General features: G+C 40.5%; 18 protein-coding genes. 15 read left to right on the top strand and 3 right to left on the bottom strand.

The genetic code is table 11. The features are described 5' to 3' along the window. Nucleotides 1-8 precede the first annotated feature (8 nt). Nucleotides 9-623, bottom strand: coding sequence for a PH domain-containing protein (locus tag HC660_RS17100; protein ID WP_024122878.1), 615 nt, complete (start codon nt 621-623; stop codon nt 9-11). Between the two features lie 169 nt (nt 624-792). Next, on the bottom strand, nt 793-1,350 hold the full coding sequence (gene opcR, locus HC660_RS17095; RefSeq protein WP_168748774.1) for an opuC operon transcriptional regulator OpcR: 558 nt from the start codon (nt 1,348-1,350) through the stop codon (nt 793-795). A gap of 262 nt (nt 1,351-1,612) precedes the next feature. Here opcR and opuCA point away from each other — a divergent pair, with 262 nt between their 5' ends. The 4 genes from opuCA (at nt 1,613) to opuCD (ending at nt 5,044) form a co-directional block, all read left to right on the top strand. Then, the gene (gene opuCA / locus HC660_RS17090; RefSeq protein ID WP_168748773.1) at nt 1,613-2,752 is read left to right on the top strand and encodes an osmoprotectant ABC transporter ATP-binding protein OpuCA; all 1,140 of its coding nucleotides are present in this window, start codon (nt 1,613-1,615) and stop codon (nt 2,750-2,752) included. Between the two features lie 21 nt (nt 2,753-2,773). After that, nucleotides 2,774-3,427 carry a glycine betaine/carnitine/choline/choline sulfate ABC transporter permease OpuCB gene (opuCB, locus tag HC660_RS17085; protein ID WP_168748772.1) on the top strand — a complete coding sequence of 218 codons (654 nt, stop codon included), beginning with the start codon at nt 2,774-2,776 and terminating at the stop codon, nt 3,425-3,427. Between the two features lie 64 nt (nt 3,428-3,491). After that, nucleotides 3,492-4,358 carry an osmoprotectant ABC transporter substrate-binding lipoprotein OpuCC gene (opuCC, locus tag HC660_RS17080; RefSeq protein ID WP_168749508.1) on the top strand — a complete coding sequence of 289 codons (867 nt, stop codon included), beginning with the start codon at nt 3,492-3,494 and terminating at the stop codon, nt 4,356-4,358. A 17-nt stretch (nt 4,359-4,375) separates the two neighbouring features. After that, a complete protein-coding gene (gene opuCD, locus HC660_RS17075; RefSeq protein WP_010331904.1) occupies nt 4,376-5,044 on the top strand; it encodes a glycine betaine/carnitine/choline/choline sulfate ABC transporter permease OpuCD in 669 nt (222 codons plus the stop codon). Between the two features lie 32 nt (nt 5,045-5,076). On the opposite strand, the gene HC660_RS17070 is transcribed toward opuCD, so the two are convergent. Then, the gene (locus HC660_RS17070) at nt 5,077-5,610 is read right to left on the bottom strand and encodes a GbsR/MarR family transcriptional regulator (RefSeq protein WP_168748771.1); all 534 of its coding nucleotides are present in this window, start codon (nt 5,608-5,610) and stop codon (nt 5,077-5,079) included. A 284-nt stretch (nt 5,611-5,894) separates the two neighbouring features. On the opposite strand from HC660_RS17070, the gene opuBA reads away from it, so the two are divergent. The 11 genes from opuBA (at nt 5,895) to HC660_RS17015 (ending at nt 18,580) form a co-directional block, all read left to right on the top strand. Next, on the top strand, nt 5,895-7,040 hold the full coding sequence (gene opuBA / locus HC660_RS17065; RefSeq protein ID WP_168748770.1) for a choline ABC transporter ATP-binding protein OpuBA: 1,146 nt from the start codon (nt 5,895-5,897) through the stop codon (nt 7,038-7,040). A gap of 14 nt (nt 7,041-7,054) precedes the next feature. Beyond that, entirely contained in the window at nt 7,055-7,708 is a 654-nt protein-coding gene (gene opuBB, locus HC660_RS17060; RefSeq protein WP_168748769.1) for a choline ABC transporter permease OpuBB, read from the top strand. Nucleotides 7,709-7,719: 11 nt separating this feature from the next. Then, on the top strand, nt 7,720-8,640 hold the full coding sequence (opuBC, locus tag HC660_RS17055; protein WP_168748768.1) for a choline ABC transporter substrate-binding lipoprotein OpuBC: 921 nt from the start codon (nt 7,720-7,722) through the stop codon (nt 8,638-8,640). A 15-nt stretch (nt 8,641-8,655) separates the two neighbouring features. Continuing rightward, nucleotides 8,656-9,327: an ABC transporter permease gene (locus HC660_RS17050; RefSeq protein WP_168748767.1), complete on the top strand. Its 672-nt coding sequence runs from the start codon at nt 8,656-8,658 to the stop codon at nt 9,325-9,327. A gap of 217 nt (nt 9,328-9,544) precedes the next feature. Then, nucleotides 9,545-12,637 carry a lantibiotic dehydratase gene (locus HC660_RS17045; RefSeq protein ID WP_168748766.1) on the top strand — a complete coding sequence of 1,031 codons (3,093 nt, stop codon included), beginning with the start codon at nt 9,545-9,547 and terminating at the stop codon, nt 12,635-12,637. Next, nucleotides 12,628-14,472 (top strand): ABC transporter ATP-binding protein, encoded by a 1,845-nt coding sequence (locus HC660_RS17040; RefSeq protein ID WP_168748765.1) that lies wholly within the window; start codon nt 12,628-12,630, stop codon nt 14,470-14,472. Before HC660_RS17045 ends, HC660_RS17040 begins: the two co-directional genes overlap by 10 nt. After that, nucleotides 14,445-15,770, top strand: coding sequence for a lanthionine synthetase C family protein (locus tag HC660_RS17035; RefSeq protein ID WP_168748764.1), 1,326 nt, complete (start codon nt 14,445-14,447; stop codon nt 15,768-15,770). The genes HC660_RS17040 and HC660_RS17035 overlap by 28 nt, the downstream gene beginning before the upstream one ends. Before the next feature lie 73 nt (nt 15,771-15,843). Further along, on the top strand, nt 15,844-16,014 hold the full coding sequence (locus tag HC660_RS17030) for a gallidermin/nisin family lantibiotic (protein WP_003220055.1): 171 nt from the start codon (nt 15,844-15,846) through the stop codon (nt 16,012-16,014). 586 nt (nt 16,015-16,600) lie between these two features. Then, nucleotides 16,601-17,098, top strand: a complete 498-nt coding sequence (locus tag HC660_RS17025; RefSeq protein ID WP_244956471.1) for a NisI/SpaI family lantibiotic immunity lipoprotein — start codon at nt 16,601-16,603, stop codon at nt 17,096-17,098. 13 nt (nt 17,099-17,111) lie between these two features. Further along, a complete protein-coding gene (locus HC660_RS17020; protein ID WP_168748763.1) occupies nt 17,112-17,828 on the top strand; it encodes a lantibiotic protection ABC transporter ATP-binding protein in 717 nt (238 codons plus the stop codon). Further along, nucleotides 17,825-18,580, top strand: coding sequence for a lantibiotic immunity ABC transporter MutE/EpiE family permease subunit (locus tag HC660_RS17015; RefSeq protein WP_168748762.1), 756 nt, complete (start codon nt 17,825-17,827; stop codon nt 18,578-18,580). Before HC660_RS17020 ends, HC660_RS17015 begins: the two co-directional genes overlap by 4 nt.

Genomic DNA, 18,580 nt, shown 5'->3' with positions numbered 1-18,580 from the left:
TCTTTTTTCTAGTTATTCATATATTTTTCAAATACGTCACCGAAATCTTTAATATGGTACTGCGAGCGGACGGAAGTGACCCATGTAAATCCAAATTCGGTCAGCTCTTTGTATTGTGTTTCAATATTGACGTGCTCAGGGCGGGTATGCTGAAGGATGGTGACTGCTCGTTCCAGACTTTGTTCAGCCTGATTAATCAAAATGTCATTTTCATAGATCGTTTCAGAGATACGGAGAAGGGCTTTATACAAATCTTTTAGCTTTTCAATTTGCTCTTTATGCACATCGATATCAAATTGTTCAGAGCCCAGCTTGAACTTGATTTCAACATCCAAATCGACTTTCCCGGCAGTTTCCAGAAAAACATCAGAGATTTTATATTGGGAATAAGGGTAGCGTTTCAGCGTTCGTTTAGAGGAAGTGGCACGTTCGCCGTCAACATGGATCAGCGCCAGATTCGTGAAGCAATATTCATCGGCTTTTGTTTTAATCAGGAAATAAATTTTTTCGTTGTCTTCATGCATGACATAATCATCAGCATCTGTTTTGTCATAATCCTGAGGTTCGATAATTTTTCCGATATCTGATAATCCGAGTGCATCTGCTGCAATTTTCTTGAACATATAGATACATCCTTCCTATTTACATAGTCACTTCATTGTAGCATGTGGCGTTTCCGAACGGCTATAAACGTTTGCGAAGAATCAGCCTCTGGGTAAGGCCAATGTACATGGAGGAATCTCATATATGATGTTTCCACTATTCATCTCATCATGTAGAAAAGCAGCTCCCTTACTTCAGGGAGCTGCTTTCAGCTGTTTTCGGCACGTATTCAAATACTTCCTCACTCTCAAAAAACTCAATTAAGCGGCTCAGCCAGTCATAGTAATAGAGCCATTCTCTTAATTCATTCAGCAGCTGATTGACTTTCTCTTCCGCTTCGGGGGTAAGCCCGTCCCTTTGTAAAAGATCTGTCAGTTCCCGGTTTAATTTTTTATACAGCACTTTGTTTTTGCTCACGATCTTTGTCCAATTCGCCGCAAATAAAGATATGAAGGTTTGGTAATAATCCTGCTCTACGTCGTAAAGATCTTTTCTTACGCCTTTTTCAAACACTTTTTCGGCAATGTTGGCATCAATCATTTCACGGACGACCTGGCTCATCCGTGTTTTGCTCATGCCTGTTGCTTCCGACAGCTCGCTTAACGTCATCGGTTTTCGATTCATATAAATAATCCCGAGCACACGCCCGACAGTAGAAGGCATTCCAAACGTATGCATATTTTCGGCAATCTTCTCAATGAGATGCTCTTCAGCATGTTCAATGATGTCGAGAGCAGTTTTTTCCACAGCTGATCATCCCTTCAAATGGCAATTGATGGTGTCAATATATCATATTTCTGCCAGTTGTTGAAAACAGCTGTATGCGGAGGAAGCGAGAGGTATCCGGCGTAATTGTAAGAACACCTTCTCTGCTTGAGTCATAGCAATAAATATCTGTAAATAACATATAATTTCAACACATTGTAAACTTTTTATTTTATAAAGTTCAAATTATAATAAAGATTATACTTTTCAGAAAAATGAATGGAAACCTGCGGAGGTGCACGGATTGCTGAAATTAGAACAAGTGTCAAAAGTATATAAAGGCGGCAAAAAAGCTGTGAACAGCATTGATTTAGATATTGCCAAGGGTGAATTTATCTGTTTTATCGGCCCGAGCGGCTGCGGAAAAACGACGACGATGAAGATGATTAATCGACTGATTGAACCGTCGTCAGGAAAGATCTTTATCGACGGAGAAAACATAATGGAACAGGACCCGGTTGAACTGAGGAGAAAAATCGGCTATGTGATTCAGCAGATTGGTTTGTTTCCCCACATGACCATTCAGCAGAACATTTCACTCGTACCGAAACTTCTGAAATGGCCTGAAGAAAAACGGAAAGAACGGGCGAGCGAGCTGTTAAAGCTTGTTGATATGGGCCCTGAATATTTAGACCGTTATCCCCACGAGCTCAGCGGCGGACAGCAGCAGAGAATCGGCGTGCTGCGCGCACTGGCTGCGGAACCCCCTCTCATTTTAATGGATGAACCGTTCGGAGCGCTTGACCCGATCACGCGGGATTCCCTTCAGGAAGAATTTAAAAAACTGCAGAGAACGTTAAACAAAACCATTGTGTTTGTGACCCATGACATGGACGAAGCTATTAAGCTAGCTGACCGGATTGTGATTTTAAAAGCGGGTGAAATCGTTCAGGTCGGCACACCTGATGAGATTCTCAGAAATCCGGCAAATGAATTTGTAGAGGAATTTATCGGGAAAGAGCGCCTGATCCAGACAAGACCTGAAATTGAGCGGGTTGAGCAGATGATGAACAGGATGCCTGTCACGGTCACAGCGGACAAAACGCTTTCTCAGGCCATTCAGCTGATGAGAGAAAAACGCGTCGACTCGCTGCTTGTTGTAGATGAGCAAAATGTGCTGAAGGGATACGTAGATGTTGAAATCATTGATCAAAACCGCAAAAAAGCGAGCGTTGTTGGTGAAGTGTACCGATCGGATATGTATACCGTGCAAAAAGGAGCCCTTCTCCGAGATACCGTCCGGAAAATCTTGAAGCAAGGAATAAAGTATGTTCCCGTTGTTGATGAAGAGCACCATTTAGCAGGGATTGTGACAAGAGCAAGCCTTGTGGACATCGTATACGATTCCATATGGGGCGAGGAAAACCAGCTAATGACGATCTGATCAGGGGAGGAGCTCTTATACATGAATCAAATGATGACTTTTTTACAGACGAACGGCGGAGAGCTGCTGTATAAAACAGGTGAACATTTATACATTTCGCTCGTTGCTGTTGTGTTGGGCATTATCGTAGCGGTGCCGCTCGGTGTTCTGCTGACCAGAATGAAAAAAGGCGCTGGCGCGGTTATAGGTGCCGTCAACATTGTGCAAACCTTGCCAAGTCTGGCGATTCTGGCGTTTTTTATCCCGGTTCTCGGTGTGGGAAAAGTGCCGGCGATCGTCGCTTTATTTTTCTATTCGGTGCTTCCGATTCTGCGCAATACGTATACAGGCATTAAAGGTGTAAACAAAAATCTGCTTGAGTCAGGAAAAGGGATTGGAATGACCGTCTGGGAGCAGATTCGGCTCGTCGAGATTCCGCTGGCGATCCCGATTATTATGGCGGGAATCCGTACATCAACGATTTATTTAATCGGCTGGGCGACCCTTGCCTCATTTATTGGCGGCGGCGGTCTCGGTGATTACATTTTTATCGGACTGAACCTGTATCAGCCTGAATACATCATTGGCGGTGCTGTGCCGGTTACGATCTTAGCCATTATCATTGATTACTTGTTAGCCGTGACGGAACGAAAAGTGACACCGAAGGGATTGCAAGGGATGAAGGAAGTTTCTTAAGGAGTTGGCTGTGTTGAAAACGAAAAAAATCAGATGGATCGGCGCGCTCGCTTTCGCCTTTGTCATGCTGCTGAGCGGCTGTTCTTTGCCGGGACTTGGCGGCGCCTCCAAAGATACGATCAAGGTCGGAGCGCAAAGCATGACAGAATCAGAAATCTTAGCGAATATGATTGCGCAGCTCATTGAACATGATACGGATTTAAATACGGCGTTAGTCAAAAATCTCGGATCAAACTATGTTCAGCACCAGGCGATGCTTGGCGGTGACATTGACATCTCCGCCACGCGCTACTCAGGGACCGATTTAACGAGCACCCTCGGAATGGAGGCTGAAAAGGATCCAGAAAAAGCGTTAAATATCGTGCAGAAAGAATTTGACAAACGTTTTAAATATAAATGGTTTGATTCTTACGGGTTTGACAACACATACGCCTTTACCGTAACAAAAAAGTTTGCGGAAAAGGAGCATGTAAACACTGTGTCTGACCTGAAGAAAAACGCTACTGAATATAAACTGGGCGTCGACAATGCCTGGCTGAAACGGAAGGGCGACGGGTATAAAGGCTTTGTCAGCATGTATGGATTTGAGTTTGGAACAACCTATCCGATGCAGATCGGACTTGTCTATGACGCAGTCAAAAACGGGAAAATGGACGCCGTTCTTGCTTATTCCACAGACGGCCGGATTAAGGCGTATGATCTGAAAATCCTAAAAGACGACAAACAGTTTTTCCCGCCGTATGACTGTTCACCTGTGATTCCGGAAAAGGTGCTTAAAGACCATCCTGAGCTTGAAGGCATTATTCAGAAACTGATCGGGAAGATTGATACGGAAACCATGCAGGAGCTCAACTACGAAGTAGACGGCAAGCTGAAGGAGCCGTCTGTTGTGGCAAAGGAATTTTTAGAGAAACATCATTATTTTGACTAAGAAAAGAGGCAGATTAAATGGAAGTATTACAGCAGCTTGGCACTTACTATTCGCAAAACGGCGGTTATGTGCTGCAAGAGTTTTACCGCCATTTTCTGATGTCGGTGTACGGCGTTTTGTTTGCGGCCATCGTCGGTATTCCGCTTGGCATCCTGATTGCCAGGTATCGAACATTAAGCGGCTGGGTTTTCGCCGTCACGAACGTGATTCAGACGGTGCCGGCGCTCGCCATGTTGGCCGTGCTGATGCTAGTGATGGGGCTTGGCGCCAATACGGTCATTTTATCGTTATTTCTTTATTCACTGCTGCCGATCATTAGAAATACGTATACAGGCATTGTCAGCATTGAACATGCCTATCTTGAATCCGGAAAAGCGATGGGCATGACAAAGTTTCAAGTGCTGCGAATGGTCGAGCTTCCGCTGGCGCTTTCTGTCATTATGGCCGGCCTTCGCACCGCGCTCGTCATTGCCATCGGCATTACAGCCATCGGGACATTTGTCGGCGCCGGAGGCCTCGGAGACATCATCGTCAGGGGATCTAACGCAACAAACGGGACCGCGATTATATTAGCTGGTGCGATCCCGACAGCCCTTATGGCGGTGATAGCTGATTTGGTCATGGGCTGGCTTGAACGCGTGTTAAGCCCGATTAAAAAGAAGAAAAAACTGCTCAGTGCAGCTTAGTAAAAAAACGCCTTGTTCATGACAGGGCGTTTTTACGGTTTCGGCACATATTTAAAAATCTCTTCACTCTCAAAAAATTCAATCAGACGGCCGAGCCAATTGTAATAGTCGAGCCATTCCTTTAATTCCTTCAACAGCTCATTCACCTTTTCTTCCGCTTCAGGAGAAAGCTCTTCATCCAAGATACTGAGCAGCTCCCGGTTGAGTTTTTTATGCATCATTTTATTTTTGCTGACGACTTTGCTCCAAGTGGCTGTAAACAGTGTGATAAAGGTTTGGTAGTAATCCTCTTCAACATCGTATAAGTCTTTTCGCACGCCCTTTTCGAACACCTTCTCGGCGATGTTGGCATCGAGCATGTCCCGCACGACCTGGCTCATTCGCGTTTTGCTCATGCCAGTCGCATCTGATAATTCCGTCAGCGTCATCGGCTTGCGATTCATATAAATAATGCCCAGCACACGGCCAACGGTAGAGGGCATTCCAAATGCTTGCATGTTTTCCGCGATTCTTTCTATGAGGTGGTCTTCAGTCTGTTCAATTATCGTTAACGGATCTTTCTCCAACAGTTTCAATCCTTTCAGCTAACAATTCCGATGTCAATATACCACATTTTTGATGCGGCGGAAATGCTGTAACCATAGAATTTGGCAGGAAATTGGAGCAATAAGGAGATCATTACCGGTCAATACGGGTAAATCAGGGCTTACACATACTTTATAAATAATATGAACAAATTGTAAACTTTTTATTTTATAAACTTTATTCTATAATGAGAAGCATTCAATTGTCTGAAAAATTAAATATGAATTGAACGAATTGAATGAATTTAATTTTGGAGGTGCGATGTTTGCTGACATTACAAAATGTCTCGAAAACATATAAGGGCGGCAAAAAAGCTGTGAACAGCGTGAATCTGGAGATTGAAAAAGGTGAATTTATCTGTTTTATCGGTCCAAGCGGCTGCGGAAAAACGACAACGATGAAAATGATTAATCGATTAATTGAGCCGTCAGCCGGCCAGATTTTTATTGACGGCGAGAACATTATGGAACAAGACCCGGTAGAACTCAGACGTAAGATCGGCTATGTCATTCAGCAGATCGGTCTGTTCCCCCATATGACCATTCAGCAGAACATTTCACTTGTGCCTAAGCTGCTGAAATGGCCGGAGCAGCAGCGGAAAGAACGTGCGCGTGAGCTTTTAAAATTGGTCGATATGGGACCTGACTATTTAGACCGTTATCCTCATGAATTAAGCGGGGGACAGCAGCAGCGAATAGGTGTATTACGGGCACTTGCCGCGGAACCGCCGCTTATCTTAATGGATGAACCGTTTGGGGCGCTTGACCCGATTACGCGGGATTCCCTTCAGGAAGAATTTAAAAAACTGCAAAAAACCTTACATAAAACCATCGTATTTGTTACCCATGATATGGATGAAGCGATTAAGCTTGCAGACCGGATTGTCATTTTAAAAGGCGGAGAGATTGTGCAGATCGGAACGCCTGATGATATTCTGAGAAATCCGGCAAACGAATTTGTTGAGGAATTTATCGGCAAGGAGCGCCTGATTCAGTCATCAAGTCCTGATGTTGAGCGGGTTGATCAAATGATGAGTACACACCCGGTGACCATTACGCCAGATAAAACGCTCTCTGAAGCGATCCAGCTGATGAGGCAGGAGCGTGTCGACTCGCTGCTGGTTGTTGATGACAGCCATGTTCTTCTAGGCTATGTGGATGTGGAAATCATTGATCAATGCCGGAAGAAAGCCAATCTGGTAGGCGAGGTCCTGCATCAAGACATCTACACCGTATTGGGGGGCACACTGCTGCGGGATACAGTACATAAAATTTTAAAACGGGGTGTAAAGTATGTGCCGGTTGTAGATGAAGACCGCCGTTTAATAGGAATTGTGACGAGAGCGAGCCTGGTTGACATTGTATATGAGTCTATCTGGGGAGAAGAAAAACAGCTCGCAATATTGTCATAGGGAGGTTGTAAGACGTGAATCATATCATTGAATTTTTGCAAACCAACGGGGGCGAGCTGCTTTACAAAACATATGAGCATATCACCATTTCTCTCATCGCCGTCATTTTAGGCGTTGCTGCCGCTGTGCCCCTTGGGGTTGTGCTGACCAGAATGAAAAAAGGAGCCGGCACCATTATCGGTATTGTAAATATCATTCAGACGCTGCCTAGTCTGGCAATCCTCGCTTTCTTTATCCCGCTCTTGGGAGTCGGAAAAGTCCCGGCTATTGCGGCCTTGTTTTTCTATTCCGTTTTGCCGATCCTGCGCAACACGTATACCGGGATTCGCGGCGTTAACAAAAATCTGCTTGAATCAGGAAAAGGCATCGGGATGACGGCTGCTGAACAGATTCGCCTCGTGGAACTGCCGCTTGCCGCGCCCGTCATCATGGCGGGGATCAGAACATCTACGATTTATTTAATTGGATGGGCGACGCTTGCATCCTTTATCGGCGGCGGCGGATTGGGTGATTATATTTTCATCGGCCTGAATTTATATCAGCCGGAATATATCATCGGAGGAGCGGTTCCTGTCACGATATTGGCGATTGTCATTGATTATGTGCTGTCAGTAACTGAACGAAAACTGACACCTGCCGGCATGCAGAGATTAAAGGAAGTTTCATAAGGAGGCGGCTCATGAAAAGAAAATATCTCAAGTGGATGATCGGTTTACCGCTCGCAGTAATGCTGATGCTAAGCGGCTGTTCGCTTCCAGGTCTCAGCGCCGCTTCAGACCAGACCATTAAAATCGGCGCGCAAAGCATGAGTGAATCAGAAATCATCGCCAGCATGCTTGGCCAGCTGATCGAACACCATACGGATCTAAAAACAACGACCATTAAAAATCTAGGCTCCAACGCGGTACAGCAGCAGGCCTTATTGAACGGAGAAATCGATATAGCGGCCACAAGATATACAGGTGACGCGCTGACAGGCACGCTGAGGATGAAACCTGAAAAAGATCCGGACAAAGCGCTGGCGCTGACACAGCGGGAGTTTAAAAAAAGATATGATTTAAAATGGTATGACTCCTACGGGTTTGATAATACGTATGCCTTTACCGTCAGCAAGAAGCTTGCGGACCAATATCATTTAGAAAACGTATCAGACGTCAAAAAATGGGCGCCGCAATTAAAGCTGGGCGTCGACAACTATTGGATGAAGCTGAAGGGGAATGGCTATCAGGATTTTACGAAAACCTACGGCATGACATTCGGCGGCACGTATCCAATGCAGATCGGGCTTGTGTATGACGCGGTAAAAAGCGGAAAAATGGACATTATCCTCGCTTACTCCACGGACGGGAGAATTAAGTCCTATGATCTCAAAATGCTAAAGGATGATAAACAATTTTTCCCGCCGTACGACTGCTCTCCGGTTGTTCCGGAACAGGTGCTGAAAGAACATCCTGAACTGGAAAGCATCATTCAAAAAATGATCGGAAAAATCGATACAGCCACGATGCAGGAGCTCAACTATGAAGTCGACGGTAACCTAAAAGAACCGTCTGTCGTTGCCAAGGAATATTTGCAAAAGCATCACTACTTCGAATCGTGAAAGGGGGATTGACCAATGAATGTGCTTGAACAGTTAATGTCGTATTATGCACAGAACGGCAGCTACGTCATAGAAGAATTCGGCCGCCATTTTCTCATGTCGGCTTACGGCGTCTTGTTTGCCGCTGTCGTCGGTGTTCCGGTGGGGATCCTCATTGCGCATTTCCGCCGCTTGTCAGGTTGGGTATTCGCCGTTACAAATGTCATTCAGACGATTCCGGCGCTCGCCATGCTGGCAGTCTTGATGCTTGTTATGGGGATCGGTGCAAACACCGTGATTTTATCATTATTTTTGTATTCCCTGCTTCCGATTATCCGAAACACGTACACAGGCATTGTCAGCATTGAACACGCAACCTTAGAATCAGGAAAAGCGATGGGGATGACGAAATTCCAGATTCTTCGGATGGTTGAGCTCCCGCTCGCGCTTTCTGTCATTATGGCAGGCCTTCGAACGGCTCTCGTCATCGCCATCGGCATTACAGCCATCGGCACATTTGTCGGCGCTGGCGGCCTTGGGGATATGATTGTCCGAGGGTCAAACGCCACAAACGGAACGGCGATTATTCTAGCAGGCGCGATTCCGACTGCGGTAATAGCCATAGGAGCAGATTTGATAATGGCCTGGATTGAAAGGTTGTTGAATCCGGTGAAACAAAAAAGCAGAAGAAAGGTAATAAGTGTATAGAGTTAAGCAAAAAGGATTCTTTTCTGAGAGGGAAAAGAGTCCTTTTTTTATGGTATTTACTGGGTGGATCTTGATATTTTTTGATTTTTAGAATGTATAGTAAAAATAGAGTATTGTAAAAATTTTGGTTCAAATAGAATAATGTGGAGGACTGAGCAGAGGGATGTAGAATTGTTTTTATTATGAAGCGGATAAATATGGGGGGCTATAGACTAATATGAAATCCTTATATACACCTACAGATTATTATATGATTCGGGTTCCTTTAGTACATCAAGACTTAAAAAATGAGAATTCTCAGGATATCGATCAGTTATTACATGACCTTTGCAACGATTCATTATTTCGGGAACAAATACTGGTATCTAGCAGGACACTATATGAAACAATACATACTTTCCTGCAAGCGCCGGATAAATTAAAAGGGAAAAAAAAGCGCAACTTTCAACAGGCCATTTTGAAGTATGCAACAAGAAGAGCAACAAGAACCACACCTTTTGGCCTTTTTTCTTCAGTAGGTATAGGGTCGTTTTCTGATAAAAATCACTTATCTTTTAATGAACATTCATTTTACAAAAAGGCTCGTGTTGATTTTGAGTGGCTCTACCAGTTAATTAGAAAATTGGAAAACGAATACACCGCCCGACTTTCTTTTACATTAAATTCCGCTTGTTATATGAAGGGTGACCGGGCTTACTTGTTGTACAGCACAGATGGAAAATCTGAAGAAGTTAGTGTTCGAGCGACATCTGTTTTTTATTTGATAAATGAACTGTGTGGTGAATCTACTTCATATCAAGATATAATCCGTTGTTTGATAGATAACTATCCAAATACTCCAATAAATAAAATTAATCAGTACGTAGCAGACCTTATTGACAAAGAGTTCCTTATATCAAACTTACGGCCGCCGATGACTGTTTCAGATCAATTTCAGTATTTAATTGATCAAGCGGAAAGCAGCCATATTCCAAATGAACTCATTCAGGCTTGTAAGAACATTCAATATCAGATAGATGCATATAATCGGATCACTATCGGAGAGGGAGAGCATCAATATTTAAATCTGATTGAAACTATGAATAAACTCGTAAAGGCATCAACTCCTCTGCAAGTAGACGCTGGTCTGGCAGACTCTTCCATTCAATTAGATAATGAAACATCTCTCGCCATAAGTGAATTAGCAAGCATGTTTACTTATATGGCTTCTCCCTCTGCCAATAAATTAGACCACTTGGAAAAATACAAAAATGTATTTTTGGAACGCTATGGATATGAAAGAGAAGTTCCTCTCTTAGAAATGCTATGTTCCAGCACTGGCATTGGTGCTCCTGCTACGTACACGAATCCTGCTAATGAATTCTTTGAAGAAACATCATTTGGGGAGCAATTTTCACCGGAAATGAAACAATTTTTCATGAGAAAGTATTTTGAATCAGTTAGAAAGAAAGCTCCTATTCAATTAGACGACGAAACATTCCATAGAATTTGCAACTCTGAAATTGCTGATGAAGAAATTCCATTATCATTGGAACTAAATTTCTTTGTTAAATTACGAAATGGGAGAGTTAAGCTTTATTTAGGCCCCAACGTCGGATCTACCCGCGCAGGGAAAACATTTGGGAGATTTTCTCATATGTCTGATTCAATCAGTGAAATCATAAAGACCTTACATAACAAGGAGAAAGAGTTAACAGAGAGTAATACGAAAGTTTGCGAACTGAGTATTGTGCCTAATCAAACTAGGTCTGGAAATGTAACAAGAAATGTAAGCTATCGAGAAAAAGAGATGTCTCTTTTTACGAACAGTGCTCTGCATCTCAATGATTCCGTCAAAGCTGAAGATGTTCTAATTGGAATCAATAAAGACCATATCTTTTATGCTAGACATAAAACAACTGGCGAAATTCTATCTTTTGAGTCAAATCATATGTTTAATCCTTTATTAATGACCAACGCTGTACGATTTTTATTAGAGATTTCAAGAGATGGTAAAAGAAAATGGAATGATTTCCCGTGGTTTGGCATCTATAGTGATTTCAAGTATATTCCTGAAATCAAATATAAAGAGATAACCTTATCTTGTGAACAATGGCTGATATACAAAAATGATTTAAGCATGCACTCGAATTCATCACTAGAAGAGATGAAATCTGCTTTTTTTGAATTTCATCGTACTTATGAACTGCCGCAAACATTTTATATCGTTAACGCAGACAATCGATTAATGATTGATATAGAGAATGATCGTACTTTGGATGTTTTTTTCTGGGAACTGAAAAAAACGAACCATAACCAGCCATTACAACTTGTGGCTGCTGAGCATGATGCAGATGCGTTAATGGATAGAAACCAAAATGTCTATTCAGGAGAAATCGTCGTTCCGCTGCTCAGAAAACAACCAGAAAAACCATTGTATTTACCGGTTCTTAACGCAATAGAGGAAAGTGGTTCCGACAGAATAAAAATGCCATTTGAAGACTGGCTGTTTATCAAGCTTTATTGTAAACAAACAAGGGAAGAAGAGCTTATTGCTTTTGAAATAGCGGATTTTTATAACCAGATTTCTGATCAATATCCAGTCAGACATTTCTTTATGAGGTATCGGGATCCAAAGCCTCATATAAGACTTAGATTTAATGGAAAAGCCGAAGTGCTGTACAGCTTGTTTCCCCAATTATTGAATTGGCTGAAAAGCTTAAGAGAAAAAGGACTGGTTTCAGAGTCTGTTATCACTCAATACGAGCGGGAGATAGAACGATATGGCGGGCTAAGCCTTATGGAGGCTGCAGAACAGCTTTTCTGTGAAGACAGCAAAGTTGTTGAAATGATGATTAGAATGCACCGGATGAAAGATATTACGATAAGCAAGGAAATTGCAGGCATGGTTTCGGTTATACAGTTTTTAGAACAGTTCGAGCTAACGTTTGAAGAACAGTTAACTTTTTTAGAAAGAAATTCCTTACAGAATGAGTATCGTACTGAATTTAAAAAGGATAGAGAAATGTATATTGAGATATGCAATTCTGACAGAGATTGGGGTAATCTCAAGAAAACAAGTGATGGCGGTATGTTATATGAAACTTTGAAAGCAAGAAAAATGGCTGCAGCTCATTATGCATGTTTAATCAAAAAGGCATTTTATAACAAAGATGAGGTTTATTCACGCATAGGAAGTGTCATCCATCTGCATTGCAATCGTTTATTCGGAACCGACAGAGAACTAGAAAATAAAATTCTAACCCTATGCAGACATTCTTTATATGCGCAACGATATCAAAAGATGAATGGTAGTTTAGCATGGAAGTAAAGGAACAACTGAAGCTAAAAGAGCTGCTGTTTATCATGAAACAAATGCCTAAGACGTTCAAGTTGATTTTCACATTAGAAAGATCACTGTTTTTAAAGTTGATTGCATTCAGTATTATTACCGGTATTCTGCCAATTGTTTCACTATATATTTCACAAGAACTGATTAATTCCCTTGTGACTATCCGGAAAGATGTTTCAATTGTTATCACAATTTTCTTGACATATCTTGGGGTATCTTTTTTTTCGGAGCTCATTTCTCAGATTTCCGAATTTTATAATGGTAAATTTCAATTAAATATTGGTTATAAACTCAACTATAAAGTCATGAAAAAGAGCAGTAATTTAGCTCTCAAGGATTTTGAAAATCCAGAAATATATGACAAGTTAGAGAGGGTAACGAAAGAGATCAGTTATAAGCCCTATCAGATTATTCAAGCCATCATTACAATGACCACATCATTTGTGACGCTACTCTCATCAATTGCGTTTTTAATGTCATGGAACCCTAAAGTCTCACTCCTGTTGTTAGTTATTCCGGTAATTTCTCTATTCTATTTCTTGAAAATTGGACAAGAAGAATTCTTCATACACTGGAAACGGGCAGGGAAAGAAAGAAAATCTTGGTATATCAGCTATATACTCACACATGATTTTTCTTTTAAAGAATTAAAATTGTATAACCTTAAGGATTACTTATTAAACAAGTACTGGGATATCAAAAAATCATTTATAGAACAAGATACAAAGATATTAAGAAAGAAAACTTTATTGAACCTAATATATGAGATTGCAGTGCAATTAGTTGGAGCTGTCATTATATTTATTGCCATCATGTCTGCTTTTGCGGGAAAAATAATGGTCGGTAATGTAATGAGTTATATCAGATCGGTTTCGCTAGTGCAAAATCACTCACAATCTATCATGACAAGCATTTATTCGATCTATAACAGCAATCTCTATATGAATCAATTGTATGAATTTCTGGAATTAAAAGAAGAGAAAAGTCAAGGTCACAAGAAGCCGATTGTTGAGCCTATTCATTCTGTTGTTTTTCAAAATGTCAGCTTTATCTATCCCAATCAAGGAGAACAGACACTGAAACATATTAACGTTTCATTGCATAAAGGAGAACGTGTAGCCATTGTTGGACCAAACGGATCAGGGAAAAGTACATTCATTAAGCTCCTTACCGGCTTATATGAAGTTCAGCATGGCGACATTTTGATTAATGGAATAAATATTAAAGAACTGGATATGGACAGTTATATGAATCAAATTGCAGCGCTATTTCAAGACTTTATGAAATACGAAATGACATTAAAAGAAAATGTAGGATTCGGCCAAATTGACAAACTACATCAAACAAACAAAATGCATGAAGTTCTCGATACTGTGAAGGCCGATTTCTTAAAAAGCCACTCTTCCTATCAATTCGATACACAGCTCGGACTATGGTTTGATGAAGGAAGACAGCTATCTGGTGGACAATGGCAAAAGATTGCTTTGGCAAGGGCTTATTTTAGGGAAGCTTCTTTGTATATTTTGGACGAGCCAAGTTCTGCGCTGGATCCAATTGCAGAAAAAGAAACCTTCGATACTTTTTTCAGTTTGTCAAAAGATAAAATAGGAATATTTATTTCTCATCGATTGGTTGCTGCTAAACTTGCAGATCGGATCATTGTTATGGATAAAGGAGAGATTGTAGGAATAGGCACACATGAAGAGCTATTAAAAACATGTCCGCTTTATAAAAAAATGGATGAATCCGAGAACTATATGAATCCACTGGAGGAGGAAGGCAGTAAATGGAAAGAGGCACTGTATCAAGGATAGAAGTTGAAATTGTGAAAGAAATGGCTCGTCAAATTTCTAATTACGATAAAGTGCTTGAAATAGTGAATCAAAAAGATAACTTTCGCAGCATTGGCGAAGTTCCGCTTATACCTTGGAAATCAACTGCTTTGAGTCATGGTATACCAGGCATTTGTATGCTGTATGGCGAATTGCACGCTCATTTTCCTGAGGAAGGATGGGACGACATAGGACATCAATATTTATCGATTTTAGTAAATGAAATAAAAGAAAAAGGGCTGCATACTCCTTCAATGTTTTCTGGAGCAGCTGGCATTGGACTGGCAGCAGTCTGTTTATCGCAACGTTTCACCTATTACAATGGTTTGATTTCTAGTATTAACGAATATTTGGCTGAAACCGTACCTCAATTGTTAACTGAATTTGATCAGCGGCAAGTGTGTATGAGTGACTACGATGTCATAGAAGGAGTTAGCGGAATTGCAAACTATCTGCTGTTATTTCAAGAAGATAAAGCTATGGGAGATTTGTTAATTGATATTCTGAAATATCTCGTTAGGTTAACTGAAGACATTATCGTGGATGGAGAAAAAGTTCCTGGATGGCATATTCCATCTCAACATCAGTTTACTGATATTGAAAAAAAAGCTTATCCTTACGGCAATTTTAATATGGGATTAGCACATGGGATACCTGGTCCTATTTGTGTTCTCTCTTCAGCACTCATGCAGGGAATTAAAGTAAAGGGACAAGAACGTGCGATTGAAAAAATGGCGAATTTCCTACTGGAATTTTCTGAAAAAGAGCAAGACAGCTTGTTTTGGAAAGGAATCATAAGCTTTGAGGAGTATCAATACGGATCTCCGCCAAACGCAGTAAATTTTAGCAGAGATGCTTGGTGTTATGGAAGACCTGGTGTATGTCTAGCGCTTGTTAAAGCCGGAAAAGCACTTCAAAATACTGAACTTGTAAATATCGGAGTACAGAATTTAAGATACACAATATCTGATATACGGGGAATTTTTTCACCTACCATATGTCATGGTTACAGCGGTATCGGTCAGATTCTGCTTGCTGTAAATCAACTCACCGGACAGGAGTATTTTAAGGAAGAGCTTCAAGAGATTAAACAAAAGATCATGAGCTACTATGACAAGGATTATATCTTTAGATTCCATAACTATGAATCAATGGAAGGGAACGAAGCAGTACCTTTGCAGTACGTTGGTTTGTTGGATGGAGCTGTAGGTGTAGGCTTAGGGGTATTAAATATGGAATTAGGCTCAAAAACAGATTGGACAAAAGCATTATTGATTTAATAAAAAAAGGAAAAAATGATAAAATCTTGATATTTGTCTGTTACTATTTAGGTATTGAAAGGAGGTGACCAATATGTCAAAGTTCGATGATTTCGATTTGGATGTTGTGAAAGTCTCTAAACAAGACTCAAAAATCACTCCGCAATGGAAAAGTGAATCACTTTGTACACCAGGATGTGTAACTGGTGCATTGCAAACTTGCTTCCTTCAAACACTAACTTGTAACTGCAAAATCTCTAAATAAGTAAAACCATTAGCATTACCTTGCTCTGGCTCCTTGCACTTCTGAGTGTTATACATACTTATTTTCATAGAGTCGGGACAAGAAAATGAAGTAAAAAACGACGGGTGTGAAAGAGTTTATATTCACACCCGTTTTTATATTCGGCTTTAAGGAGGAACACAATTGTAGAACGGAAAAACGGTTATTTTCGATCATACGTTTTGAATAACATTCCAATAAAAATTCCAGTCTCTTCCTCAAATGCAGACAAGGGATGAAGGACTTAAGGGTACTTACCAGGTTTTATGGTTAAGAATATTTCTAAGAACATCATATTTTTATTAGGAAATTAATAAATGAGATTGACTCACCTAGAGTAGGAGTGTGACCTGATCGCACTTTTTTTATTTGGCATTGATCATGGCAATGGCCGCCCAAATGCTTAAAGTTTCCAGTTGGAAATGTTTTTTTGATTAAATTTTGATAAAAGTATTCTAGAATGGTCTGCATCCGAAAAAAAAGGATTCATATACATGGATTCATGGCGGTGAAGAATCCATTATTGCTTAACATCTATTGAGGAAAATTCATAAGATTGAGGTGATGTATGTTGTTTTTGCAAAGAAGTGTTAACATTTTAGGCTGTTTTATTGTTTTATTTATGTTATCTGCTTGTCAATCATTAACAAAGTTTAAAGATAAAGTTGTTGAAGAAACAAAAAAAACAATGCATTTTACTGATGATAACGAAAACGATACATCGGAAACAATGGAGAGCCTGATTGATAAGGGAAAACTTGATCAAGTGGTCTATGACGATAAACTTTATCAGTTGAAAGATAAAGTTGATGAAGACAAAAAAGGAAAAGTAATAGGGGCAATAGGCCAAACTTTCTTTGTAGATGGTGGTGGAAAGAGATGGTCGGAAGAAGAATTGAAAGAACCGTATATCTCTAATAACCCGGATGAAATTAGAGAGAAAAAACCATTACGCTATGGGAAGGTTTATAGTACAAACGAAGATTCTGATGCCAAAGATGAAATCATTGTTGAGTTTAATCGTGAGTATTATCGAGCGGTTTTAATAAAGAATGAAAAGGAATAAGGGAGAGTGTGACATGAGTACAGTCTTATTAGAAACCAAAAGTCTTACAAAAAAGTTTGGCAAAGAGACAGCTGTGGCAGATGTTTCATTAACTGTTCAAAAAAACAGCATTTATGGTCTGCTGGGACCAAATGGAGCTGGAAAATCGACAACGCTTAAAATTTTAACAGGAATTTTACGGAAAACTTCAGGTGAAGTTTTCTTCGATGGACATAAATGGAAACGATCTGATCTGCAAACTATAGGATCGTTAATAGAAGCTCCGCCTCTTTACGATAATTTAACTGCATTTGAAAATGTGAAAGTACATGCCACGCTGCTCGGTCTTTCCGAAGATCGCATACACAGTGTGCTAAAGACTGTGGATATGCAGCATGCTGGAAAGAAAAGAGCAGGCCAATTTTCGATGGGGATGAGGCAGCGGCTTGGAATTGCAATCGCCTTATTAAATCATCCTAAACTATTAATTCTTGATGAACCTACAAACGGGTTAGATCCAATAGGTATACAAGAGCTCAGGGACCTCATTCGCTCATTTCCTCAGGAAGGTATAACGGTGATTTTATCTAGTCACATACTTTCAGAAGTCGAGCAAATAGCAGATCATATTGGGATTATCATCGACGGTCATCTTGGGTACCAGGGTGAAATAAACAAGGCTGATGATTTGGAGCACTTGTTTATGGAAGTTGTAAAGTCAACTCGTGAAAAAGAAGGTGTAAAAAGATGATAAATTATATAAAAGCCGAAAACCTAAAGTTTAAGAGGACGTTTTCCAGAAAAATGATTATCTTTGTACCTCTTCTTAATATAGGTTTTTCTTTTTTAATGAACACTCAATTTTTTGTACCAGGAACTTATAACTGGTGGTCTATTATATTTATGCCAGTGATGATTGCTTTATTTTGTTCTTTATCTCATCAAAAAGAAAAAAAGGCCTCTCATTATAACGGTACGTATTCATTGCCTATAGATCTAGGGAAATTATGGTACGCTAAAATTATTATTATTGCAATATATTCACTATTATCTCAGGTTGTATTTTTAGTTTTTATGTTACTCATGGGATTCGTTATAGCTGATTTTTCCATCATTTCGCTTTCTATAGTTGCCGCGAGCTTATTGCTTTGGTTGACAAGTCTTTGGCAAATTCCGCTCTGTTTATTTGTGGCAAAAAAGTGGGGATTTACAATGGCGGTAATGTTAAATTTCATAGGGACGTTAGTTCTCGGTGTTATGCCGGCATCTCGTTCCTTTTGGTGGTTCATTCCTTGGAGCTGGCCAATTCGAATGATGTGTCCAACCATTGGTATACATCCTAACGGTTTGCTGCTCGAAAACAATGATCCTTTGCTTAGTTGGATGGTTGTGCCTCCTGCTATAGTGATTTCAATTTTATTTTTTTTGATACTGGCATTTCTGACCAGCCGTTCGTTTGCCCCTTCAACTGATTACAAAATGAATAAGCGGGAGGCGATGTAA

The organism is Bacillus mojavensis, from assembly GCF_012648005.1.
Lineage (GTDB): Bacteria > Bacillota > Bacilli > Bacillales > Bacillaceae > Bacillus > Bacillus mojavensis.
The sequence above is the reverse complement of the archived record's forward strand: the minus strand, read 5'-3'. Positions and strand labels throughout refer to the sequence as shown.